Below are 24,046 nucleotides of genomic sequence, written 5' to 3'. Positions count from 1 at the left end.
TTATACAGAAAAGAGGATATCTTTATGTACTATTCCAATGGTAATTATGAGGCTTTTGCGGATGCCAAAAAGCCCGCAGGCGTAGATAAAAAATCTGCTTATATTATTGGTAGTGGTTTAGCCGGTCTTTCTGCAGCTGTCTTTTTAGTTCGTGATGCACAAATGAAGGGTGAAAATATTCATATCTTAGAAGAGCTACCCGTAGCTGGTGGTTCACTTGATGGTGCTAAGCGTCCTAATGCAGGTTTCGTGGTTCGGGGCGGCCGCGAAATGGAGAACCACTTTGAATGTTTGTGGGATATGTACAGATCGATTCCAAGTTTGGAAATCCCTGGCGCATCATACTTAGATGAATATTATTGGCTTGATAAAGAAGATCCTAACTCATCCAATTGCCGTCTAATTTATAATCGCGGTGATCGCTTACCAAGTAATGGTCAATATGGTCTAGGTAAGTGCGCTAATGAAATCTTGAAGTTAATCATGACACCGGAAAAGGAACTCCAAGGTGAAACAATTGAAGAATTCTTCAGTGATGACTTCTTTAAGACTAATTTCTGGACATACTGGGCAACAATGTTTGCCTTTGAAAAATGGCACTCAGCAGCCGAAATGCGGCGTTATGCAATGCGCTTTATTCACCATATTGATGGTTTGCCTGACTTTACCGCATTGAAGTTTAACAAGTATAACCAATATGAGTCCATGGTTAAGCCACTTTTGGCATATTTAAAAGATCACGGTGTTCAATTTGAATATGATTGTCACGTTGATAACGTGGTTGTTGATCATGAGGGCAAGCAAAAGGTTGCCAAGAAGATCGTGATGACCAAGAATGGTGAGCAAAGTGATATTGATTTAACCCCAGATGATATTGTCTTTGTGACTAACGGTTCAATCACTGAAAGTTCTACTTATGGTGATCAAAATACCCCAGCACCAATTACTCACGACAAGGGCTCTTCATGGAAATTATGGGAAAATTTGGCTAAACAAGATCCTGACTTTGGTCATCCAGATGTCTTCTGTGAAAACTTGCCAGAGCGTAGTTGGTTCGTATCAGCTACAGCTACCTTGGAAAATAAGAAAATAGCTCCATACTTTGAACGCTTGACTAAGCGCAGCCTTTACGATGGTAAAGTTAATACTGGTGGAATTATCACTGTTGTTGACTCTAATTGGGAACTTAGCTTTACTATTCACCGTCAACCTCACTTTAAGAGCCAGAATCCAGATCAAATCGTTGTTTGGATTTATGCTTTGTATTCTGATACTGAGGGTAATTACATCAAGAAGAGAGTCGTTGACTGTACTGGTAAAGAAATTGCCGAGGAAATGCTCTATCACTTAGGCGTACCAGAGAGTCAAATCAGCGAATTGGCTAGTGAAGAAAATATGAATACCGTACCAGTTTACATGCCATATATCACTAGTTACTTTATGCCTCGTCATGATGGGGACCGTCCAGATGTTGTTCCAGAAGGATCAGTTAATATTGCCTTTATTGGCAATTTTGCCGAATCACCAACTAGAGACACTGTCTTTACCACCGAATATTCTGTCAGAACTGCCATGGAAGCTGTTTATACATTGCTTAACGTTGACCGTGGTGTACCTGAAGTATTTGACTCAATTTATGATATTCGTCAATTGCTTCGTGCGATGTACTACATGTCTGACAAGAAGAAATTAGTTGATCAAGAGATGCCATTACCTGAGAAGTTAGCTCTCAAAACAGGGATGAAGAAAATCAAGAGAACTTGGGTCGAAGAACTGTTAGAAGAAGCTAACTTAGTTTAAATATGCTAGGCATAATAAAAAAGCTTGAGTAAATTCAAGCTTTTTTTGTACGCTTTTTGATTGCTCTCAGACTAAGCAAAATAGCTACTGCAATTAAAGCAATGACAACGAATGAGATTACAACTTTAATCAATCGTGGTCCGTCTAAGTGCAAGATTGAATCGCCACCATAAGCATATAAGTAAGCGAAGGGGATGACACCGATAATGATTGGTATTAGCTGTTTTTTACGTTGCCCCTTATTAATCATAATGTTGACATAGCTAACTGTCGCACTCGGAATAAATGGAATCATATATCCAATAATTAATCCAAGCATTGGTGATTTTAATCCAGTCAATAACTTATAAACTTTACTGTTAGACATCTTTTTCATGTCATAGAGTTTTTGCAAAAGTTCCATTAAAATTATTTGGCCTAAAATGTCACTGATCCAATTAACAATAAATCCCCAGGCAGGGCCATAAAGGATTCCGTTGAGAACACAAAAGATTCCGTTGGATAAGCCAGGAATTGCTACACAGATCGCATTAAGTAAAAATAAAAAGGCTAAGTCTTCAATACCATGGCTACGGACCATGTTAACGAGTACTTCTTCATTATGGTGATCAAAATGAAGTAATAAATTCAATTCAGGACGGTAATTTAAATAGAGTTTATACAGAAGTAGTAACCCTAATATCCCGCCAAGAATGAAAAGTAATATTCGAATTATTTTTCTTTTCACTTTGTCACCTTCTTATATTTTGTTTCATTTATTTCTATTTTACTTTAAGTTGTAGGAATAAAAAAGCCATGACGTTCTATTGCGCCATGACTTTGGTACTAATGTTAATTACTATTTGGTGAAAAGAACGCGAGTGCCTTCTGGTACGGAAATTTCTTTTTGAATAGGAGTTAGGCTACCAGTACCAGCGTTTCTTGTGTAAAGAGTAGCATTATCTGTATTTTGATTAGCGACAACGACGTAGCGCTGATCTTTATCCCAATTAAAATCACGAGGGAAGTCACCAAAAGTGGATACACGTTGAACCAGGCTCAAAGTATGATCGTCGTTAACTTTGAAGACAGCAATTGAATTATGTCCCCTGTTGGAAGTGTAAACATATTTGCCATCTTGACTAATATATAAAGCAGCAGCTCCGTTATGGTCAGTAAAATCAGCAGGAATTGTCTTATAAGTAGCAATATTTTCAAAGTCCCAAGTGTCTTCGTTAAATTTAACGACATTGATTTGACTAGAAAGTTCACCGACAACGTAGAAGTAATTGCCATCTTTACTGAAGACGATATGACGTGTACCAAAGCCAGTTTCGCACTTATATTGAGCAATGTGTTTTAATTGATCATTTTCTAATCTATAAAAATCAACGGTATCATTGCCTAGATCACAACTAACCAAGTTACCAGCTGGGGTTTCATCAAAGAAGTGAGGGTGAGGACCGTCAACTTGTTCAGGACGCGGACCCAACGTTTCAGCTTTGTGAGTTATAGTATCAACTAGATCGAGCTTGCCACTGTCGTTGTAGCGGAAAACGGACAAGACAGCAGTATGATAGTTAGCAGTGTAAATCAACTTTTTGGTGCGGTTAATTCCTACATAAGCTGGCGAAGAGCCTGGAGTTAAATAGTGGTCAACTTCGTTTGCGCCTTGATCACTTAATTGAAAGACGCTGATTCCACCTTTATCGCCAGCGTTATTAACAGTAAAAATTAAATTACCATCTTTTCGGAAATAAGTTGGACCACCAACGCTAATAATATTCTCAGCTTTGCCTAAACGGGCATCATTTGCTGCACCGGTAATAGGTAATTCATAAATCCCTTTGGAAGTTTTTTTGGTGTAACCTCCGATTAAAACCTTCATATATGTGGGCCTCCATCTCTAAATAAAAATAAGTCTAAAATAAAGTATAGCATGAAAGCGGATTAGACGCTTAAAAACACGATTTCCTGTTGAGCAAAAAATAATCGCCGATTTTGGGCTGCTTAAGTTTTTAAGCAGCTTTTCTTATGCTAAAATTATTTTTAAGGAGAGATTATATTATGAAATGGATTGCAAATATTAAAAAAATTGGTAAAAAGGCCGTCGATAATAAAGATGGCATGGTAATTTTATTTGGCGAGGGTGCTAATAAGGATTTGGAAGACGTTTCTGTCATTCAAAAATTCAGTACTGAGACGCCAGTTAGTGGTTTTGTTTTTAAAAAAGGCGATACAATCACTGTTGATGGTCAAACCTATGTTGCAAACTATGTTGGTCCGATGGTAGAGAGCAACATGAAGGCATTGGGACACGCAACCTTGTTCTTTAACCGTCCCGTTTCTAAGACGCCACTTGCTAATGCGATCTACTTTGATCCGGATATTGATCAACCATTACCTAATTTTAAGGTTGATGATGATATTGTTTATGAACACATTTAAAAATTAGGATGAATAGATGGAAAATAACCAACATAGGGGTGGAACTGTTTTTAAAAAATGGTTCTTAGATAATCGTTTTAGTATTGTTTTATTAAACGTCCTGCTATTCTTTTTAATTATTTGGGTCTTTAATAAGGTATCTTTTGTATTGAATCCTGCCTGGATCTTCTTTAGTGCAATTTTACCGCCATTATTATTAGCGGTAATTCAGTACTATATCATGAATCCGGTTGTTGATTGGTGTGAAAGAAAATTTAAGATTCCGCGAGTGGTGACAATTATAGTTTTATTCTTACTAGTAGTTGTCGCATTAATTTGGATTATTAATATCTTGGTTCCAATTGCACAGAATCAGATTAATTCATTGATAAAGAACTGGCCTCATATTTGGAATGATGCGGTTAATGCAACACAAAATGCGTTGCAAGATCCGCGTTTACATTCATTTAAAGGCAGTATCAAAGGCATGATTGATAATACGCAGAAGACCTTATTTAAATCTGGACAAAGTACCATCAATGCAACTATCGGCAATATTTCATCTGCCGTCAGCATTATTACAATGGTGGCTATGACTTTGTTAACTGCACCGTTTATTTTATTCTTCATGTTAAAAGATGGTCATCAACTGCGGCCATATATTACCAAGTTTGCACCTGAAAAGTGGCAACCTAGTTTTAGCAAATTATTATATGATATTAACTATGCTGTTGCTTCATATGTCCGTGGTCAAATTACTGTTGCCTTTTGGGTAGGTGTGATGTTCTCATTGGGTTACATTCTAATTGGTTTACCATATGGCGTGGCTTTGGCAATTTTAGCTGGGTTTATGAACTTAATCCCATACTTTGGTACACCATTAGCAATGATTCCTGTAATTGTAATTTCAATTATGACTTCAGGTTCAATGTTAATTAAGGTCTTAATTGTTTTTGCTATTGAACAAACAATTGAATCAAGAATTCTTAGCCCATGGGTAATGGGGAATAAAATGGAAATGCACCCAATTACAACAATTTTACTCTTGATTGGTGCTAGTGCCGTCTGGGGCTTATGGGGTGTAGTTTTCGGTATTCCAATTTATGCGATCTTGAAGATTATTGTGTCTCGCGTGTACAATTATTATCGAAGAGAGTCTAAACTCTTTGAAGAGAATGCTGTTTCTTCGACCACGGGGGATGCAGATCATGACGAAAGCGAATAAATACTAGATAGTTTTAAAGCGTGGCTTAAAAGCTACGCTTTTTTTGATAAGGAGTTTTTTGAATGACTAATCATGTAGTTTTGTATGAACCATTGATGCCAGCTAATACTGGTAATATTGCTCGTACTTGTGCGGGGACTAACACTGTCCTTGATTTGATTGAACCACTTGGTTTTCAAATCGATAATAAAAAAATGAAGCGAGCAGGTCTTGATTATTGGGACAAGGTCGATGTACGCAGACATGATGACTTGAATGCCTTTTTGAAGACCTTAGGGCCTAATGATGAGATGTATTTAATTTCTAAATTCTCATCAAAAAATTATGCACAAGTCGATTATACTGATCCTAACAAGAATTATTACTTTGTTTTTGGTAAAGAAACAACTGGTTTGCCAGAAACTTTTATGCGTGAATACTATGACCGTAATTTACGTATCCCAATGTCTGATAACATTCGGTGCTATAACTTGTCTAATTCTGTAGCAATGGTTTTGCTAGAAGCTTTACGCCAGCAAGGTTTTCCTAATATGGAAACAACCCATCATTATGAAAATGACAAGTTAAAAGATGACTATGATCGTCCTGAAAGATATGAACGTAATCTAGGGGAGAATAAATAATGGATTTTGAAAAACAGACAGATATTATCGTACAGGCATTTCATTATGATTTAGTTGATGAAGATACCAAACCAATTAGTGACGTTAGACCAGGAATTAGAAAATTAGATGTTAGCGGTGACGATGAGCATTCAGAAGAAAATGGTAGTTACTATGATGTTGCTATTCAATATGATGTAATTCCTGCACCAGCTATGTTTGAAGCAAGCGGCTTGATTCATCAAATCGTGCAATTAAAAGATTACCATGGTGATGGCTCTGACATTAGTAATTCAGATTGGCAGTTACTAACTCGACCATTAGTTGAGCAACTTGAGACCTTGATCTATGAAACAACCCAATTAACTTTGGGTCAGCCGGTTAACTTGAACTTCAAGGCTGAATTCGATAATTAATCAGGTGAGTACATGCCTGCAAAAAAGAAACAAAGAAAGGCCAAAAAGAGCTACAATAAGCGAAAAGCAAACAAAAAGCAAAATCTTAATTGGAGTATTTGTGGTTTAGTCTTGATTTTAATAGCGGGGCTAGCTTTTGTCCGTTTCGGTATTTTGGGTAAGCAAATTGCAAATTTGATTCGAATGTTCTTCGGGGATTCCTATTTGTTTGCGGCAGGTTTACTGGGACTTTTTGGCCTAGTAAATTTAATCTATAATCAACCGATTCACTTAACAATTAAGCGTAGCTTGGGGTTAGCAATCGCTTTTTTGGGAATTCTGTTAATTCAATGTAACTTGTATTTTGAACATGAATTAGTTAACAGTAATTTCCTGAATTCTTTTTGGCATGCAATGGCCGCGGAGTTTGGTCGTGCTGGAGTCACTGAGAGCATTGGTGGTGGATTAATTGGTTCATTAGCTTATCAACTTTTTTATCCACTACTAGGGCAAATCGGTGTCCGTGTTTTTGCTATTTTATTGCTGCCAATTGGAATTTTGATGTTTTTTGATGTTAAATTTAGAACAATTATCGAAAAATTCCAGACAGTTAGTCAATTATTCATCAAAAAGAATAAAGAAGCTGGGGTAAAGGTCAAAGATAAATATAATGACGTTTTGGAAAAGCGGCGTCAGAAAAAAGAGGAACAAGACGAAGATTTAGTTGATGACGATAAACCGATTTTTCCTAATGTAGCAGACTTTGACCCTGCCGATCCAACTGATGACGATGTAACGCCGACGGCTGAAGACGTAGAAGTTGAGCCAGAGACCACACCTGATCCAGAACCGCAAATTCAAATTGCACCACAACATGATGACGGGGTAAAGGAACTACCTAAGTCACATTCTTTTGCGGAAGATGATCAAAAGTTAAAGCAGGAATTAGCCGATGTCGATCATGGTGAACTAAAAACTGATGCGCCAGTCAATAAAGCTTATAAGATGCCACCTTTAAGCTTACTTGATCCAATTAAATCGACTGATCAGAGTACTGACCGTGATTTAATTAAGAAAAATACCCAAGTTTTGCAATCAACGTTTAAGAGTTTTGGCGTTAAGGTGATTATTAAAAAAGCTATTTTAGGACCAACTATTACGCGTTATGAAGTCCAGCCAGCTGTTGGCGTTAAGGTAAGTCGAATTGTAAACTTAGCGGATGATTTGGCTTTGGCGCTTGCGGCTAAAGATATTCGAATTGAAGCACCAATTCCTGGTAAGCCCTTTATCGGAATTGAGGTACCTAACCGAGCAACGTCTGTTGTTTCATTCAAAGACGTGATGGAACATCAAGATAATAAAGCCAAAAGCGATCCGATGGATGTACCATTGGGTAAAGATGTAACTGGAAGCATTATTTCTGCCAACTTAGCTAAGATGCCACACCTATTGATTGCTGGTTCAACTGGTTCTGGTAAGTCCGTAGCGATTAATACAATTTTAGCCAGTATTTTAATGAAGGCGTGGCCTGAAGAAGTTAAATTAGTTTTAATTGACCCAAAGATGGTCGAACTTTCAGTTTATAATGGTGTGCCGCATTTATTGATCCCTGTGGTGACCGATGCTAAGCTAGCCGCAAATGCACTGCGCAAAGTTGTTAAAGAAATGGAGCGCAGATATAAGCTATTTGCGGCTGGTGGCGTGCGAAACATGAGTGAATATAATCAAAAAGTTGCTGAAAACAATCGTGATAAAACTAAACCAGTGATGAAGCCGTTACCTTATATTCTAGTTGTAGTTGATGAACTTAGTGATTTGATGATGGTTGGTGGTCACGATGTTGAAGGCGCGATTGTTCGTTTAGGACAAATGGCACGTGCTGCCGGAATTCATATGATTTTGGCAACTCAGCGTCCAAGTGTTGATGTTATTACCGGTCTGATTAAAGCAAATGTACCATCGAGAATTTCCTTTGCTGTATCAAGTGGAGTGGATTCAAGGACTATTTTGGATCAAACAGGTGCAGAAAAATTACTTGGTCGTGGTGATATGCTTTATATGCCAATTGGGGCATCTAAACCTGAACGTGTTCAAGGTGCTTATATTGCTAGTGATGAAGTTGAACGCGTGATTGAATGGGTTAAGAAGCAACAAGAGGTTAGTTATGATGAGACAATGATTCCTAAAAAAGGTGAAAATTCATCAAATGCTGATAGTAAAGATGATGAGCCAGCAGATGAATTCTATGAGCAAGCTGTTGATTTAGTACGACGTCAACAGACGGCTAGCGTGTCAATGTTGCAGCGTAGGTTTAGAATTGGTTATAATCGTGCTGCTAGAATTGTTGATGAAATGGAAGCTAAAGGGATTGTTGGTCCATCTGAAGGCTCTAAGCCACGACAAGTTTTAGTGCCACCAATAAAGAATGAAGGTAATTCAAACAATGCTCACAACTAATATTGCAATTAGAAAAAATAAAAAGTTTACAACAGCCGCTATTGGCTGTTTTTTGCGTTTGCCGCTGACTAAACATAATTTAGCTTATGCTAGTTTGCTAGCGCGAATACAGATGAATAGCAGCTTAAGTTATCCGTCACTTGCTTTACAACAAAAAAGATTGGCAGAATTATATGATTTACAGCTGGAGATTATGCCACAAGTTTTTGGTAAAGAAATACTTTTGACTTATTATGCCAATTTTGTTGAGCCGATTGAGATTTTGGATCCACATTATACGTATGAAGAAATTCTTAATGTGATTGCACAAATAGTTAATCAACCTAATTTTGCGGAACCTTTGGTGGAATATGCTAAACGTCAATTAGCAGAAGAATATCAAGAACTGATTGAACAACCATCTAATTATGCGTTGGAGCAGTTTTTTAAATTGTGGTATCAGGATCAACCTGATTATGCGGAGACATTTATTGGCTCACTAGATGAAATCAAAGCTGCGACTAGCACGACTATGATGCATTATTGGCGTAATTTAGCTAATGTACCAATGCAAATTTTAGGAATGACCAGGGATAATAATCTGGTTTCTAAATTAGCTCAGGCTATGTTTCAACAAACTGGTTTAACTAAATCATTTCAAACAGTTAGTCTAACTATTCCAGCTAAAAGAAAGTTGATTGAAAAAGAGGATGATCAAGGAAATGTGCAAGCTCAATTGTTAATGGGCTTTGGTTTAGAACAAAGTATTGATTATCGCGGTCAAGTAATGGGAATATTATTATCGCAATATTTGGCAGGTGATCAATCATCTAAATTATTTACGCAAATTCGGGAGCAATTGGGAGCAGCTTATAATGTTGAAGCAAGCTGCTTTGCCAATAATTCTTTGTTTTTAGTCAGTGCAGGACTTGATCCTAGTAAGATTGCAGCGGCTCGAAAAATTATTTTATCCGAAATGGGTAAACTAGTTCAGGGCGAAGTAGAAGATGATTTATTTAAAAAGGCTAAAAAGGCAATTTTGCGTAATATGAAGATTGGTCTAGACGGTCAAAACTGGCAGATGGGTCAAATGTTGCGTGATGAATTGTTCTCGGGATATTTAGACTTTGATCGTGAAAATGCAATTAGGAGAGCTACACCTAAGCAGTTAGTAGCTTTCGTACAAAATTTATTCTTTAATGAAAGTTATGTTTTAAAATGATGACACCAAAAATTATCAAAAAAGAATATCAGTCAGGCTTTAAAGCCGAAATTATTTTAAAGCCACATTTTTATCAACGATTTTTCGGTATAATTGTTGACTTTGGTAGTAGTGATCCACAAAAGGTTGCCGGTTCGGCTCATTTCTTAGAGCATAAGCTATTTGCCAAAAAAGATGGTGATCTGTCAACGCAATTTGAAGATATTGGTGCTGACGTTAATGCATTCACGTCTTTTAATGAAACAATGTTTTATTGTAGTGGAATTGAGCATACGCCTAAAATGATCGATCTCTTGTTTGAATTGGTAGGGCAGCCGTATTTTACTAAGGAAAATATCGCGCAAGAGGCTCCGATTATTGAACAAGAATTGGCCATGTATCAGGATGACCCAACTTGGAGCGTAAATAATGCGATTATGCATGATATGTTTGGTGATTCTAATCTAGGGATCGAAGTTGTAGGTACGAAAGAATCAATTAATCAAGTTACAGTGAAAAACTTGACCCAAGTTTATGAGGCTAATTATGTGCCAGAAAAGATGCAATTTGTTGCTTGCGGTGATTTTTCTGATAATCAAGTGCAAACGATTTTGCGGCAAGTAGGAAAGCTGCAGCAAAAATATTTGCACGGGAAAGGTAAAAGCACAGCTGAAAAACAAGTTAGTTTTCGCATGTTACATGATCAAGTCTTGCCAGCCAGAGGTAATTCTAATTCCTTTGGTTTAGGAATTCGCTTTAAAAACTTTAAGAAAGTATTATTAAGCTTTGATTTGACTCAAATTCTGTTAGAAATAATGTTAGAATCAAAACTAAGTGCAATGGGACCATGGTTTGAAGAAATGAGAAAAAAGCAGTTGTTAATGGATTCGCTGCAGATTTCTGTTAATTACACCAGGCAGGGCGATTTTGCTACTATTTTTGGTGTAAGTCCTCAAGCTCAAGAAGTAATTGCAGAAATAAAGAGGGTATTGACGGAACCAATTAAGAAAAATTCAGCGGAATACCGTTTTATTAGACAAAACTTCATTTTGCAAAAGAAAGAATGGTTAGCACGCACTGCTAGGACAAGTAATGACCTGTCTTATTTGGCAATTGAATTAATTGAAGAAAATTTAGATCATGAAAATTTAACACAAAATATAGCTAAATTGCAGGCGATGAATTTTGATCAGTTTTATGACTACTGCCAAAAGATTATGAAAGACAGTGAACTTTGTTCTGCTTACTTAGAAAACAAGTAAGGGGTTGATAAAGTTGAAGCGAGCAATTGTCTTTGGTGCAACTGGCGGTATTGGTCAAGATATTTGTCGAGATTTGGCAGATGCCGGTTGGTCATTATACTTGCATTATCATTCTAATTCTCAAAAAGCTGAAAATTTAGTTCAAGAGCTGTTTGCTAAGCATCCTGACCAGGATTTTATGTCGCTACAGTTGGATTTTGCGACAGGGGATGCACAGTTAACAGATTTTGTTAAAAACTTGTTGCCAGTTAATGCAGTAGTTTTTGCTCAAGGAATTACTAAGTATGGTTTTTTAGGTGATGAAAAATTAGCAAATATCACTGATCTGATTAATATTAATCTTACTGTGCCAATTAAGTTAACTAAATTGTTAGAGCCACAACTGATGAAACGAGATTTTAGTCGTATAGTTTATTTAGGCTCAGTCTATGGTGGTGCAGGTAGTGCATTAGAAAGCGTCTATAGTGCAACTAAAGGTGGTTTAACCAGGTTCGCTCAGGCTTATGCGCGTGAAGTTGCTTCCAATAACTTAACGGTTAATGTAATTGCGCCTGGTGCGGTTAAAACCAAAATGAATGCATTCTTTTCTGAGGATACGATTCAAGAGGTAAAAGATGAAATCCCAGTTGGTCGTTGGGCCAATGGCAGTGATATTTCATACTGGGTTAGAACACTGCTAGATCGACGTAGTAGTTATTTAACAGGACAGACAATTTATGTTACAGGTGGATGGCTTTTATAACTAAGACGTTGTAATAAGAATTTTATGGTATACTCAACATGATAAATTAAAATTTGAAGAGGTAAATATGGCAGATATCGGAGATAAATTAAAGAGCGCCAGAGAGGCTAAGGGACTTTCAATTGCAGATATTGAAAAAGCTACTAAAATTCAGAGCAGATATCTTGAAGCGATTGAGAAGAATGAATTTGATAAACTTCCAGGCGATTTTTATGTTAGAGCATTTATTCGTCAATATGCACAAGTTGTTGGCTTGGATGGTAAGGAGTTATTAAGTGATTACCACGATGATGTACCAGAAGCTAAGCCAGATGAGTACGTAGAAAACTCGATTGATAATAAGAGTGAAGAAGTACGAGAAACCACCGACAATAAGAAAAATTTGTGGAAGAATTACTTGCCACGAATTGCGATCGGACTTGGTGTAATTATCGTAATTCTTGTAGTGTACGTTTTGTATGCTCGTCTTTCTTCAGGTGGTCAAAAGAACCAAGCTGATAATAATGATGTAACTGTTTCATCACAAAAGTCATCATCGTCATCTTCTAAGAAAGCTAAAAAAGTAGTAGTCAATAAAGTTAAGGTTACTAAGGTTAGTGACAATGAGTACCGAGTTACTGGCTTGAATAAAAACCGTCGCCTAGTTGTGCGTGCTGGTGAAAACCAAAATATTTCAGCAGGTGTACAAGTCAATGGTAATGCTAATAGCTGGCAATCAACTTTACTTGCTAATCAAAAGCACACTATGACTTTGCCAAGCAATGCAGAGAGAGTAGTGATTACTTTAGGCAACGATAATGGTACTTCAATCACTATTGCAGGTAAGAAAATCCCATATACAGCAAACAATGCGTACAGGACAATTACTTTGTTGATTGGTAAGGCTAAGGGAACTACTAGTCAAAATAATAGTAGTTCTAATAATACGGGCTCTACTAATAACAATACAACCAATAGTAGTTCTACCCAAAGCCGTACAACTACTCAAAGCAGTGCTACTCATCAAAGCAGTCGTCAACAATCATCTACTACTACTCAAAGTAGCCAACAAACCCAACAAAGTAGTCAAACTCAACAATCATCTACTACTCAATCATCAGCAGACACTAACAATGGCAATGATGGTGGAAATAATAACAACAATTAAAATCTAGGAGTGTTAGAATGAATTTACCTAATAAACTTACTGTTTTTAGAATCTTTTTGATTCCAGTATTTATGTTAATCATCATTTTTGGTGGGAATGCTAGTGTTCAAGCAGCAGGCTCAACTGTTGTTTGGAGTCGTGTTATTGCTGCTATCGTTTTTGCTGTTGCTTCGGCTACTGATTGGTTTGACGGTCACATTGCGCGTTCACGTAATATGGTAACCAATTTTGGTAAGTTTGCTGATCCATTAGCTGATAAGATGTTAACTATGACTGCTTTCATTTTCTTAGTTGAATTGAAACTTGCTCCAGCATGGGTAGTAGCTATCATCGTTTGTCGTGAATTGGCTGTTACTGGTTTGCGTTTGATCTTAGCAGAAAATGAAGGACAAGTTTTAGCAGCAAAGATGCCTGGTAAAATTAAGACTACTTGCCAAATGTTATCAATCATTTTCTTATTGATTGGTGACTTCTTCCACATTGGTACTATCTTACTTTACCTTGCGTTGATCTTTACTATTTACTCAGGTTACGATTACTTCCACCAATCATGGGGCGTATTCAAGGGCTCAATGTAAAATAGTATTAAGTCAAGAATGATTAAAAGAAGCATTTGCTTCTTTTTTATTTTGTAAAAAAATAATGGCGATTTTTTGCGTAATAAATAATAGAGGGTAAAAAATCCTTTGAACGTTCGTTTGCATTTCTCTTGCAAATTGGACGGCGGTCAAAGTATAATTATTAGGTACGAAAAATAGGAGGACATTAATGGCCAAAGACGAAAAACAGGCTGCTTTAGATGCAGCGCTTAAAAAAATCGAAAAGAATTTCGGTAAGGGTGCTGTAATGCGGATGGGCGAAAAAGCTGATACGCAAATTTCAACAGTGCCAACAGGTTCATTAGCTTTAGATGCTGCTATCGGTGTAGGTGGATATCCTCGTGGTCGTATTATTGAAGTTTATGGCCCAGAATCATCTGGTAAGACTACTGTAGCCCTTCATGCTGTAGCTGAGGTACAAAAGCGTGGTGGTACTGCAGCTTATATTGATGCAGAGAATGCGATGGACCCTGCTTATGCTGAAGCTTTAGGTGTAGATATTGATTCATTAATTTTGTCACAACCTAATACTGGTGAAGAAGGTTTGCAAATCGCTGATACTTTGATTTCCAGTGGGGCAATTGACATTGTAGTAGTCGACTCTGTTGCTGCCTTAGTACCACGAGCAGAAATTGAAGGCGAGATGGGGGATGCCCATGTTGGTTTACAAGCGAGATTAATGAGTCAAGCTTTGCGTAAGCTATCAGGTAATATTTCTAAAACCAAAACTATTGCCATCTTTATTAACCAGATTCGTGAAAAAGTTGGGGTAATGTTTGGTAATCCTGAAACTACCCCAGGTGGTCGTGCTCTTAAGTTTTACTCAACTATTAGATTGGAAGTAAGAAGAGCTGAACAGATTAAGCAATCAGGAGATGTTCTTGGTAACAGAGTTAAAATTAAAGTTGTTAAGAACAAGGTTGCTCCACCATTTAAGGTGGCAGAAGTAGACATTATGTACGGTAAGGGAATTTCACAAAGTGGTGAATTACTGGACATGGCTGCTGATAAGGACATTATCGATAAAGCAGGTTCTTGGTACTCTTACAAGAGTGATCGAATTGGTCAGGGACGTGAGAATGCTAAGAAGTATCTAGAAGAGCATCCAGATATTTATCAAGATATCCAAAAGCAAGTGCGTCAAGCTTACGGGATTGATGAAAAGTCAATTGCTGATCGTGAAGATCCAGAAAAGATCAAGGAGAAGCGCGAAGAAGCCAAGACAGAAAAAGAAGCTGCTACAGATAAAAAGTCTGATCAAGCTAAATAATTATGTCAAAAACCCTGGATTTATTTTCCAAGGTTTTTTGATTTAATTGACATGAACAGATAGGTTCTTTATCATAAAAGTTGTGTGAATAATTCTAAAAAAGGCGATAGTAATCATGAATAATATTTTAACAATTATGATTCCCGTCGCAACTGCCATTGTTTCACTCTTGGTGGGTTCAGTGGTTGGTTATGCAATTCGCAAGCATTCTTGGGAACAAAAAGCTCAAAATGCCCAGAATGATGCTGACCACATTTTAGCTGATGCTAAGGCACAGGTTGCTGCAGCACAAGCTGAAGTTAATGCACAAAAGCAAGCAGCAGCGGCTGTTAAGCAAAGTGCAGAAAATACTAAAAAAGAAAAAATTCTTGAAGCTCAAGAACAAATTCGTGATTTTAGGCAAAAGACCGAGGATGAGTTAAATTCCAAGAAAGATAATTTAGCTCGGGAGAAAAATCGTTTACAACAACGTGAAGATACCTTAGATCATAAGAATTCTTTATTAGATGAACGTGAAAGTGGACTCACGCAAAAGGAAGACCAATTAAAGCAGCAGTATGCTAGCTTAAAGGCAAAATTAACTGAGGCTGAAGAATTAGTAGAAACTAGACGGCAAAAGCTTTATGACGTAGCTAAGTTGGATGAGGAAGAAGCCAAGAAGATTGTGCTTAGTCAATTATCTGATGAACTAGTCAAAGAACGAGCCGAGATGATCAGAAATAGTAACGAAGAAGTAAAAGCTAAAGCTGATCATTATGCTAATCAGGTCATTGTGGATGCTATTCAAAGTAGCGCGGCAGATACAGTTGCCGAAACAACTGTATCTGTTGTTGATCTGCCAAATGAAGAGATGAAGGGACGGATTATTGGTCGTGAAGGACGCAATATCCGTTCATTTGAAGCTTTGACTGGAATAGATCTAATTATTGATGATACGCCAAAGGTTGTTACCTTGAGTGGTTTTGATCCAATTAGACGTGAAATTGCCAAAAGAGCGATGGAACGCTTAATCAAGGATGGCCGCATTCACCCAGCTAGAATTGAAGAAATGGTCGATAAGGCCAGAAAAGAAGTTAACGATGACATCTATGAAGCAGGTGAAAGTGCTTTGATGGAGCTGGGAATTCACCGGATGAATCCTGAATTAGTTAAGACGCTAGGTCGTCTTAAATATCGTACTTCTTATGGACAAAATGTTTTGTCACATTCAATTGAAGTTGGTAAGCTAGCAGGCACGATGGCTGCAGAATTAGGCTTGGATGAAAAATTAGCAGTTCGCGCGGGGTTATTACACGATATTGGTAAAGCCATCGATCATGATATTGAAGGTTCCCATGTAGAAATTGGGGTTGAACTAACTCGGAAATATCATGAACCAGATGTTGTAGTAAATGCGATTGCTGCACACCACGGCGATGTGCCTAAGTTGTCGTTTATTGCTGAACTTGTTGTTGCAGCAGATACGATTTCTAGTGCTCGTCCTGGTGCAAGAAGCGAGAGTTTGGAAAATTATATTAGACGTTTGACCGAATTGGAAAAGATTGCTAAGAGCTACCAAGGCGTTAAGCAGGCTTATGCAATTCAAGCGGGACGTGAAGTTCGTGTGATGGTTGAACCTGACGAAATTTCAGATGATCGGACAGTTATTTTGGCACGTGATATTCGTAATCAGGTTGAAAAAGAACTTGATTATCCAGGTAATATTAAGATTACCGTTATCCGTGAAAAAAGAGTTGTGGCGATCGCTAAATAAATTAAAAAGTTTGGAAGATAATTTTTCCAAACTTTTTTTGCTATTTGTGCAAAATACTGACTACTTGTATAATTAGAACAAGTAAATAAGGAAAGTAGCCAAATATGTTTAAAATTATTGTTGAATTATTCTTATTAGTAATTATTTCAGCGGCAATTACACCGTTTATTCGACGTCTTGCCTTTGTCTTAGGAGCTGTTGATAATCCTAATGCCCGGCGAGTTAATAAGAAACCAATGCCAACGATTGGTGGACTGGGGATTTTTGTTACTTTTAATATCGGTACTTTTGTTCTGTTGCGTGAGCAATTTCCGACTCATGAAATTTTTTCGATTTTACTCGCTTCAAGCGTAATTGTTTTGACGGGATTGATCGACGATATTTTGGAGTTAAAACCTAGACAAAAAATGTTTGGGATTTTTATCGCTTCATTGATTATCTACTTTTTAGCTGGAATCAGAATGAATGTGTTAAAGGTGCCATTCATTGCACATGAAGTAAATCTAGGTTGGTGGAGTTTCCCAATTACTATTTTTTGGATCTTAGCTTTAACTAATGCAGTTAACTTGATTGATGGACTTGATGGTCTAGCTGATGGGGTTTCAATGATCTCTCTGACTACCATGGGGATCGTAGGTTATTTCTTCTTGCACACTCATCAGCTATATGTCCCAATTGCTTGTTTTATGTTAGCTGCCTGTTTATTGGGCTTTTTACCATATAATTTCCATCCAGCAAAAATTTTCTTGGGTGATACGGGTGCACTTTATATTGGTTTTATGATCGCCGTTTTATCTCTGAAGGGGTTAAAGAATGTAACTTTTATTTCATTGTTGGTCCCAATTATCATTTTGGGAGTGCCTATTACTGACACCGTTTATGCAATGATTCGGAGAAAGCTAAACAAAAAGCCAATTTCAGAAGCAGACAAGCATCATTTACATCACCAGCTGATGCGAATGGGGTTAACGCACCGACAGACGGTATTGACTATTTATGCATTATCATTGGTTTTCTCATTTATTTCTTTATTATTCCTGCTTTCGCCAACTTGGGGCACTTGGCTTCTGATCTTAGGCTTGCTGATTGCCTTAGAGTATTTTGTGGAATCAATTGGTTTATTGGGTGAAAAATACCATCCTTTGATGCATGTAATTCAGAAAATTATTAATCAAAAGAGTAAGACTGATCCAACAATTGAAGTTTGGCACTTAGGAGACGAAAAACCAGATCAATTGAAGAGTAAAAAAAATAATAAGTAGCAAAAAAGCATTTGGAAATATCCAAATGCTCTTTTTATTGTTCATGATAATTATTAGCTTCAACAGGAATTTCATTATAGCGTTTTTCACCATTAGTAAAGGTAACCTGTCCGGCCAATAAATTAGTTAGGTCTTCCTTAGGTTTAGCTTGTTGGTCATCGTTAACAAAAATATGAATTTTAACATCTACACCGTATTCGGTATTGACAATAAAAATTTTTTGCTGTTTTAGGTAATGATCAACTTCATCGAAGCGGTTATAGGGTACGCTAAAAATTAATTCTTGTTGTAAAACGCGTTTAATGACGCCGACTTTTTCAACAACATTGGTGACACTATTGGAATAGGCACGAATTAAACCGCCTGCTCCTAATTTGATTCCACCAAAATAACGGGTTACTACGACTGTAACGTTTTTTAAATTCATTAATTGCAATGCTTTTAATTCAGGAACACCAGCCGTACCTGATGGCTCACCATTATCGCTTTCTTTGACCTGGTCGTCATTTAAGCCGATCGTGTAGGCAAAGGTATTGTGCGAAGCATCGCGATATTTTTTAGAGATTTTTTGAATAAAATCGTTTGCCGCATCAGTAGTAGTGGTGCGGGCAATATTGGCAATGAATCTGCTCTTTTTGATAATTAATTCACCGGTGCCGTTTTCTTTAATAGTTAAAAAATTTTCCTTTTCTGACAAAATAATCGCCTCTTTTTGCGTAATAGATAATAGGGAGGTAAAAATATGGAAGATTTGACTCTATTATCAGGTCGTCAATGGATTGTTAGTCAAGAGGATTCTAGCACATTTGAGGGATGCCGCAAAATTCCAGTAATTGAAAAAGGTAAATGCAATCGCTGTGGCAGCCAAGTTAATAGTCGACTGCCTAATGGTAAATATTATTGTCGTGGTTGTATTGGCTTGGGACGTGCAAATGAGGGCGATTGGCTTATTAGAAAAGACAGTAATAATACTTTTTCTCATGTTAAAAACGGGGGATTAAGCTGGCAAGGTAAACTAACCCCATTGCAGCAGAATATTTCGGATAAATTAGTACAAAATTTTGAACAAAGAAAAAATACATTGGTTCATGCTGTAACTGGGGCGGGTAAAACTGAGATGTTGTTTCAGTTGATTGCTCGATGTATGAAAAAAGGAAAGCGCGCTTGTATTGCTACACCAAGAATTGATGTGGTAAATGAGCTGTTTCCAAGATTTTCGGCAGCATTTGCCCAAGTTGAGATCGGTAAGTATCATGGCCGTGAATTTAAGGAAATAGGGCTAGAGCAGTTGACAATTTGTACTACACACCAATTGATGAAGTTTTATCGTGCCTTTGATTTATTGGTAATTGATGAGGTAGACTCTTTTCCTTATGTAGGTAATCCGCAACTACATTTTGCGGCCAAAAATGCGGTTAAAACAACTGGGACTCGAATGTATTTAACCGCAACGCCAACGAACGATTTGCTTTTGGAAGCTAAAACAGGGAAGTTAGAAATTTTGCGCTTAAATCGGCGTTTTCATGGTGGATTATTGCCTGTACCAAGAGAAAGGCTTTTTATCAGGCCGTTTTTGCGGAAGGGACAAATTCATCCTAAATTAATGCAGGAGATTAAAAAAGTCATTCAAAGTGGTCATCCTTTGCTTTTGTTTGTACCACGGATTGAAGAAATTCCGCTTTATCAAGAAGCTTTGCGAAAAAAGTTGCAAAATAAAATTAAATTGGCCGGTGTTCATGCACAAGATCCGCAACGATTAGAAAAAGTACAGGCTTTTCGTGATCGTAAATATGACTTATTGTTGACAACCACAATTTTAGAGCGTGGTGTAACTTTTAAAAATGTTTGGGTAATTATTATTGCAGCAGATGATGCAATTTATACTGCTGCTAGTTTGGTGCAAATTGCAGGTCGAGTTGGTCGGGCTCACGATGACCAAACGGGCTTAGTTTTGTATTGTTATCATCGTTATACCAAGAATATTCGACAGAGTATTAAGCAGATCAAGGGGATGAATAGATGAGAACTTGTTTATTATGTGAGCAGGAGTTTACTCCACCAGTACAATTTGCACAGCTTTTTTCTTTTAAACCAGCGCGAAAAAATAAGATTTGTTTACAGTGTTTAAAACAATTTGAAAAGCTAGCAGACAATCGCTGCTCTGGCTGTGATAAGGAACTAAGTCAAGGCTTTATGTGTAGCGATTGTCGAAACTGGCAAGCCATTTATGGCAAAAATATTCTGCATAATCATGCTTTATATCGTTATAATTCTGCTTTTCATGATTTGATGGTTGCTTATAAGCGGCGTGGAGATTATGTTTTGCGGGAAGTATTGCAAGATTTGTGTTATGACTATTTGGGTAAAACTAACTATGACTTTTATGTGCCCGTGCCCACTTCACCTGAACATCAATCAAGACGACAGTTTGATACAATTTTTGCTATTTATGCTGATATTTTGCCACTGACGCCGTTTTTAATTAAAAAGTCGGGTAGTCATGCCCAAGGGGAGAAAAACAAAGAGGAACGGCTTAAAACGCCTCAAAGCTTTTTAATTGATAAAAATATCAAAATCAAGGAAAATATAATTTCAGGAAAAGTATTAATTTTGGATGATATTTACACGACTGGGCGCACGTTATACCACGCGCGAGACTGTTTGCAGCAAGGTTTTCCTGAAATGAAAATTGAAAGCTTTTCAATTTGTCATTAGATTTGTTATGAAACGCTTACATTTTTTGGTATAATAAATTTGTAAAGAAAAACCGTATAGCGGTGAAAGGAGAATCTTATATGTTAAAGTACAATGTTCGTGGAGAAAATATTGAAGTAACTGATGCTTTGAGAAGCTATGTAGAAAAGCGGTTAAACAAGTTAGAGAAGTACTTCGAATTGAATCAAGATGTGATTGCACACGTAAACTTGAGAGTATACCGTGATCACTCAGCTAAAGTTGAAGTTACTATTCCTTTACCATACTTAGTTTTGAGAGCCGAAGAAACCACGGATGACATGTATCGTAGCATTGACTTCGTTTCTGAAAAACTCGAACGTCAAATTAGAAAGTACAAGACTCGTGTAAATAGAAAGAGTCGTGAAAAGGGATTACAAGATTTCTTTGTAGAACAACCTGAAGAAGAAGAAAAGAAGCCTAGCGAATTTGATATTGTTCGTAACAAGCGTGTAAGCTTAAAGCCAATGGATCCAGAAGAAGCTATTTTACAAATGGACATGTTGGAACATGACTTCTTCGTATTTGAAGATGCAGAAACTAACGGCACTAGCGTTGTTTACCGTAGAAACGATGGTCGTTACGGTTTGATTGAAACTAACGAATAATTGAGTTAAAATACTTTTACACATTGGAACCTCGCGTGAGTTTTGCGTGGGGTTTTTTGTGTGAGATATTTTTCTTTTGATAGCAATCATGTTAAAATTAATCTGTATTTTTAGACTTTACGACATATAAGGACCGATTTAATGGCAAATATTTTAAAGAAACTATATAACGATGATAAACGAGAACTTAAAAAGTTTGAAAAAATAGCAGATAAGGTGGAAGCTCATGCAGATGAGATGAGCAAATTATCTGATGAGCAATTGCAAGCAAAGACACCAGAATTTCGTGATCGTTTAAAGAAAGGTGAAAGTTTAGACGATATTTTACCAGAAGCTTTTGCGGTTGCCCGTGAAGGTGCTAAGCGTGTATTAGGACTTTACCCATTCCACGTACAAATTTTGGGTGGTATTGCACTTCACTACGGTAACATCGCCGAAATGATGACTGGTGAAGGTAAGACTTTGACAGCAACCATGCCAGTATACTTGAACGCACTTGAAGGCAAGGGTGTACACGTTGTTACTGTTAACGAATACCTTTCAAGTCGTGACGAAGAAGAAATGGGTCAACTTTACAAGTGGCTTGACTTAACTGTTGGTTTGAACTTGAACTCAATGTCACCAGACGAAAAGCGTGCAGCTTACAACTGTGATGTTACTTACTCAACTAACTCAGAACTTGGCTTTGACTATTTGCGTGACAACATGGTTGTTTACAAGGAACAAATGGTACAACGTCCATTGAACTACGCTATCATCGACGAAGTTGACTCTATCTTAATCGATGAAGCTAGAACTCCTTTGATTATTTCTGGTGAAGCTGAACAAGCAAACAGTGATTACATCCGTGCTGACCGCTTTGTTAAGACTTTGACTGAAGACAAGAGCGATGATGATGCCGACGATGATGAAGATCACGGCGATTACAAGATTGACTGGTCAACTAAGACTATTTCACTTACCAGAACTGGTATTGAAAAGGCTTGTCAACACTTTGGCCTAAAGAACTTGTACGATGTTGAAAACCAAAAGTTGGTTCACCACATTGACCAAGCTCTTCGTGCCAACTACATCATGCTTAAGGATATCGACTACGTTGTTCAAGATGGCGAAGTTTTGATCGTTGACTCATTCACTGGTCGTGTAATGGAAGGCCGTCGTTACTCAGATGGCTTGCACCAAGCTATTGAAGCTAAGGAAGGCGTTAAGATTCAAGAAGAATCAAGAACGCAAGCTACTATTACCTACCAGAACTTCTTCAGAATGTACAAGAAGTTGTCAGGTATGACTGGTACTGCTAAGACTGAAGAGGAAGAATTCCGTGAAATTTACAACATGCAGGTAATCACGATTCCTACTAACCGTCCAATTGCCAGAAGAGACATGCCAGACATTTTGTATCCAACTTTGGACTCTAAGTTCCACGCTGTAGTTGAAGAAATTAAGAAGCGTCACGCTAATGGTCAACCTGTTTTGGTTGGTACTGTTGCCATTGAAAGTTCAGAAAGACTTAGTCATTTGCTTGATGAAGCTGGTATTCCGCACGCAGTTTTGAACGCGAAAAACCACGCTAAAGAAGCTCAAATTATTATGAATGCGGGTCAACGTGGTGCGGTAACTATCGCTACTAACATGGCTGGTCGTGGTACTGATATTAAGTTGGGGCCTGGTGTTAAGGAACTTGGTGGACTGGCAGTTATTGGTACTGAACGTCACGAATCACGTCGTATTGATAACCAGCTTCGTGGTCGTTCTGGTCGTCAGGGTGACCCAGGTTACACCAGATTCTACTTGTCGCTTGAAGATGATTTGATGAAGCGTTTTGGTGGTGATCGAGTTAAGGACTTCTTGGATCGTTTATCAGATAATGATGATGATAAGGTTATCGAAAGTCGCTTGATTACTCGCCAAGTTGAATCTGCTCAAAAACGTGTTGAAGGTAATAACTATGATACTCGTAAGCAAACTTTGCAATACGATGATGTTATGCGTATTCAACGTGAAATTATCTACGGCGAAAGAATGCAGGTCATTGAAGCTGATAAGTCATTGAAGAATGTTTTAATTCCAATGATTCACAGAACAATTGATCACCAAGTAGCAATGTTTACTCAAGGTGAACGCAAGGAATGGCGTCTTGACTCATTACGCGATTTCATTTCCTCAAGTTTGACTTCAGACAAGGTAACTGACTCAATTGACTTCAAGACTATTAGTGTTGAAGATTTGAAGAAGAAGCTTTATGACATTGTTGAGCAAAACTTCGAAGATAAGGAAAAGGCCTTAGGCGATCCTAGCCAAATGCTTGAATTTGAAAAGGTAGTTATCTTGCGTGTGGTTGATGATCGTTGGACTGATCATATTGATGCAATGGATCAGTTGCGTCAATCAATTGGTCTTCGTGGATACGGTCAATTGAACCCATTAGTTGAATATCAAGATTCTGGTTACAGAATGTTTGAAGAAATGATTTCAAATATTGAATTTGATGTAACTCGTTTGTTCATGAAGGCTGAAATTAGACAAAATCTTAGTCGTTAATAAAGAAAAAGGGGAGTTAAGAGCTTCCCTTTTTTTGCAATAAAATAAAAGATGGTAGGTAAAA

21 protein-coding genes are annotated in these 24,046 nt (G+C 37.4%); 18 read left to right on the top strand and 3 right to left on the bottom strand.

Annotated features, from left to right (window positions below; all coding sequences use genetic code 11):
- Nucleotides 1-24 precede the first annotated feature (24 nt).
- A complete protein-coding gene (locus J6L97_RS07990; RefSeq protein ID WP_057726546.1) occupies nt 25-1,800 on the top strand; it encodes an oleate hydratase in 1,776 nt (591 codons plus the stop codon).
- 34 nt (nt 1,801-1,834) lie between these two features.
- On the opposite strand, the gene J6L97_RS07985 is transcribed toward J6L97_RS07990, so the two are convergent.
- Together J6L97_RS07985 and J6L97_RS07980 are read right to left on the bottom strand one after the other, a co-directional pair.
- Complete coding sequence (locus tag J6L97_RS07985) at nt 1,835-2,527, bottom strand: TVP38/TMEM64 family protein (RefSeq protein WP_035443123.1); 693 nt, start codon at nt 2,525-2,527, stop codon at nt 1,835-1,837.
- A 111-nt stretch (nt 2,528-2,638) separates the two neighbouring features.
- The gene (locus J6L97_RS07980; protein ID WP_057726545.1) at nt 2,639-3,667 is read right to left on the bottom strand and encodes a lactonase family protein; all 1,029 of its coding nucleotides are present in this window, start codon (nt 3,665-3,667) and stop codon (nt 2,639-2,641) included.
- 179 nt (nt 3,668-3,846) lie between these two features.
- On the opposite strand from J6L97_RS07980, the gene J6L97_RS07975 reads away from it, so the two are divergent.
- The 13 genes from J6L97_RS07975 to J6L97_RS07915 all read left to right on the top strand — a co-directional run bounded on the left by J6L97_RS07975 (nt 3,847) and on the right by J6L97_RS07915 (nt 18,100).
- Nucleotides 3,847-4,227: a PTS glucitol/sorbitol transporter subunit IIA gene (locus J6L97_RS07975; protein WP_005721518.1), complete on the top strand. Its 381-nt coding sequence runs from the start codon at nt 3,847-3,849 to the stop codon at nt 4,225-4,227.
- A gap of 16 nt (nt 4,228-4,243) precedes the next feature.
- Entirely contained in the window at nt 4,244-5,431 is a 1,188-nt protein-coding gene (locus tag J6L97_RS07970; RefSeq protein ID WP_005718622.1) for an AI-2E family transporter, read from the top strand.
- A gap of 62 nt (nt 5,432-5,493) precedes the next feature.
- A complete protein-coding gene (locus J6L97_RS07965; protein WP_005718623.1) occupies nt 5,494-6,054 on the top strand; it encodes a tRNA (cytidine(34)-2'-O)-methyltransferase in 561 nt (186 codons plus the stop codon).
- Nucleotides 6,054-6,449, top strand: a complete 396-nt coding sequence (locus J6L97_RS07960) for a DUF1149 family protein (protein WP_005718624.1) — start codon at nt 6,054-6,056, stop codon at nt 6,447-6,449. Before J6L97_RS07965 ends, J6L97_RS07960 begins: the two co-directional genes overlap by 1 nt.
- Before the next feature lie 12 nt (nt 6,450-6,461).
- Nucleotides 6,462-8,885: an FtsK/SpoIIIE family DNA translocase gene (locus J6L97_RS07955; protein WP_057726544.1), complete on the top strand. Its 2,424-nt coding sequence runs from the start codon at nt 6,462-6,464 to the stop codon at nt 8,883-8,885.
- On the top strand, nt 8,872-10,086 hold the full coding sequence (locus J6L97_RS07950) for a M16 family metallopeptidase (protein WP_057726543.1): 1,215 nt from the start codon (nt 8,872-8,874) through the stop codon (nt 10,084-10,086). Before J6L97_RS07955 ends, J6L97_RS07950 begins: the two co-directional genes overlap by 14 nt.
- Nucleotides 10,083-11,327: a M16 family metallopeptidase gene (locus J6L97_RS07945; RefSeq protein WP_013086046.1), complete on the top strand. Its 1,245-nt coding sequence runs from the start codon at nt 10,083-10,085 to the stop codon at nt 11,325-11,327. Before J6L97_RS07950 ends, J6L97_RS07945 begins: the two co-directional genes overlap by 4 nt.
- 13 nt (nt 11,328-11,340) lie before the next feature.
- On the top strand, nt 11,341-12,069 hold the full coding sequence (gene ymfI, locus J6L97_RS07940) for an elongation factor P 5-aminopentanone reductase (RefSeq protein ID WP_035443121.1): 729 nt from the start codon (nt 11,341-11,343) through the stop codon (nt 12,067-12,069).
- A 67-nt stretch (nt 12,070-12,136) separates the two neighbouring features.
- Nucleotides 12,137-13,216, top strand: coding sequence for a helix-turn-helix domain-containing protein (locus J6L97_RS07935; protein WP_013086048.1), 1,080 nt, complete (start codon nt 12,137-12,139; stop codon nt 13,214-13,216).
- 17 nt (nt 13,217-13,233) lie between these two features.
- Nucleotides 13,234-13,794, top strand: coding sequence for a CDP-diacylglycerol--glycerol-3-phosphate 3-phosphatidyltransferase (gene pgsA / locus J6L97_RS07930; RefSeq protein WP_005718631.1), 561 nt, complete (start codon nt 13,234-13,236; stop codon nt 13,792-13,794).
- Nucleotides 13,795-13,984: 190 nt separating this feature from the next.
- Nucleotides 13,985-15,085 carry a recombinase RecA gene (gene recA, locus J6L97_RS07925; protein WP_013086050.1) on the top strand — a complete coding sequence of 367 codons (1,101 nt, stop codon included), beginning with the start codon at nt 13,985-13,987 and terminating at the stop codon, nt 15,083-15,085.
- A gap of 115 nt (nt 15,086-15,200) precedes the next feature.
- Nucleotides 15,201-16,838, top strand: a complete 1,638-nt coding sequence (gene rny / locus J6L97_RS07920; RefSeq protein WP_057726542.1) for a ribonuclease Y — start codon at nt 15,201-15,203, stop codon at nt 16,836-16,838.
- Between the two features lie 104 nt (nt 16,839-16,942).
- Nucleotides 16,943-18,100, top strand: a complete 1,158-nt coding sequence (locus J6L97_RS07915; protein WP_005718634.1) for a glycosyltransferase family 4 protein — start codon at nt 16,943-16,945, stop codon at nt 18,098-18,100.
- Between the two features lie 34 nt (nt 18,101-18,134).
- Here J6L97_RS07915 and J6L97_RS07910 read toward each other — a convergent pair whose 3' ends face one another.
- Nucleotides 18,135-18,797: a YigZ family protein gene (locus J6L97_RS07910; protein ID WP_057726541.1), complete on the bottom strand. Its 663-nt coding sequence runs from the start codon at nt 18,795-18,797 to the stop codon at nt 18,135-18,137.
- Nucleotides 18,798-18,842: 45 nt separating this feature from the next.
- Between J6L97_RS07910 and J6L97_RS07905 the strand changes: the two genes are divergently transcribed.
- The 4 genes from J6L97_RS07905 (at nt 18,843) to secA (ending at nt 23,982) form a co-directional block, all read left to right on the top strand.
- Complete coding sequence (locus tag J6L97_RS07905; RefSeq protein WP_057726540.1) at nt 18,843-20,123, top strand: ATP-dependent helicase ComFA; 1,281 nt, start codon at nt 18,843-18,845, stop codon at nt 20,121-20,123.
- Entirely contained in the window at nt 20,120-20,815 is a 696-nt protein-coding gene (locus J6L97_RS07900) for a ComF family protein (RefSeq protein WP_057726539.1), read from the top strand. The genes J6L97_RS07905 and J6L97_RS07900 overlap by 4 nt, the downstream gene beginning before the upstream one ends.
- A gap of 80 nt (nt 20,816-20,895) precedes the next feature.
- Nucleotides 20,896-21,441 (top strand): ribosome hibernation-promoting factor, HPF/YfiA family, encoded by a 546-nt coding sequence (gene hpf / locus J6L97_RS07895; RefSeq protein ID WP_005718638.1) that lies wholly within the window; start codon nt 20,896-20,898, stop codon nt 21,439-21,441.
- A gap of 141 nt (nt 21,442-21,582) precedes the next feature.
- A complete protein-coding gene (gene secA / locus J6L97_RS07890; RefSeq protein WP_057726538.1) occupies nt 21,583-23,982 on the top strand; it encodes a preprotein translocase subunit SecA in 2,400 nt (799 codons plus the stop codon).
- Nucleotides 23,983-24,046: the final 64 nt, after the last annotated feature.

Origin of the sequence: Lactobacillus crispatus (genome assembly GCF_018987235.1) — a bacterium.
Lineage (GTDB): Bacteria > Bacillota > Bacilli > Lactobacillales > Lactobacillaceae > Lactobacillus > Lactobacillus crispatus.
This window is presented reverse-complemented; position numbering and strand designations above follow the sequence as displayed.

Coding starts and splice junctions, on each gene's coding strand:
- J6L97_RS07935 (WP_013086048.1), top strand. CDS start 12,137: ATGGCAGATATCGGAGATAAATTAAAGAGCGCCAGAGAGGCTAAGGGA.
- J6L97_RS07970 (WP_005718622.1), top strand. CDS start 4,244: ATGGAAAATAACCAACATAGGGGTGGAACTGTTTTTAAAAAATGGTTC.
- J6L97_RS07955 (WP_057726544.1), top strand. CDS start 6,462: ATGCCTGCAAAAAAGAAACAAAGAAAGGCCAAAAAGAGCTACAATAAG.
- recA (WP_013086050.1), top strand. CDS start 13,985: ATGGCCAAAGACGAAAAACAGGCTGCTTTAGATGCAGCGCTTAAAAAA.
- secA (WP_057726538.1), top strand. CDS start 21,583: ATGGCAAATATTTTAAAGAAACTATATAACGATGATAAACGAGAACTT.
- J6L97_RS07950 (WP_057726543.1), top strand. CDS start 8,872: ATGCTCACAACTAATATTGCAATTAGAAAAAATAAAAAGTTTACAACA.
- J6L97_RS07905 (WP_057726540.1), top strand. CDS start 18,843: ATGGAAGATTTGACTCTATTATCAGGTCGTCAATGGATTGTTAGTCAA.
- J6L97_RS07965 (WP_005718623.1), top strand. CDS start 5,494: ATGACTAATCATGTAGTTTTGTATGAACCATTGATGCCAGCTAATACT.
- J6L97_RS07975 (WP_005721518.1), top strand. CDS start 3,847: ATGAAATGGATTGCAAATATTAAAAAAATTGGTAAAAAGGCCGTCGAT.
- J6L97_RS07915 (WP_005718634.1), top strand. CDS start 16,943: ATGTTTAAAATTATTGTTGAATTATTCTTATTAGTAATTATTTCAGCG.
- hpf (WP_005718638.1), top strand. CDS start 20,896: ATGTTAAAGTACAATGTTCGTGGAGAAAATATTGAAGTAACTGATGCT.
- J6L97_RS07960 (WP_005718624.1), top strand. CDS start 6,054: ATGGATTTTGAAAAACAGACAGATATTATCGTACAGGCATTTCATTAT.
- pgsA (WP_005718631.1), top strand. CDS start 13,234: ATGAATTTACCTAATAAACTTACTGTTTTTAGAATCTTTTTGATTCCA.
- J6L97_RS07945 (WP_013086046.1), top strand. CDS start 10,083: ATGATGACACCAAAAATTATCAAAAAAGAATATCAGTCAGGCTTTAAA.
- J6L97_RS07900 (WP_057726539.1), top strand. CDS start 20,120: ATGAGAACTTGTTTATTATGTGAGCAGGAGTTTACTCCACCAGTACAA.
- J6L97_RS07990 (WP_057726546.1), top strand. CDS start 25: ATGTACTATTCCAATGGTAATTATGAGGCTTTTGCGGATGCCAAAAAG.
- rny (WP_057726542.1), top strand. CDS start 15,201: ATGAATAATATTTTAACAATTATGATTCCCGTCGCAACTGCCATTGTT.
- J6L97_RS07980 (WP_057726545.1), bottom strand. CDS start 3,667: ATGAAGGTTTTAATCGGAGGTTACACCAAAAAAACTTCCAAAGGGATT.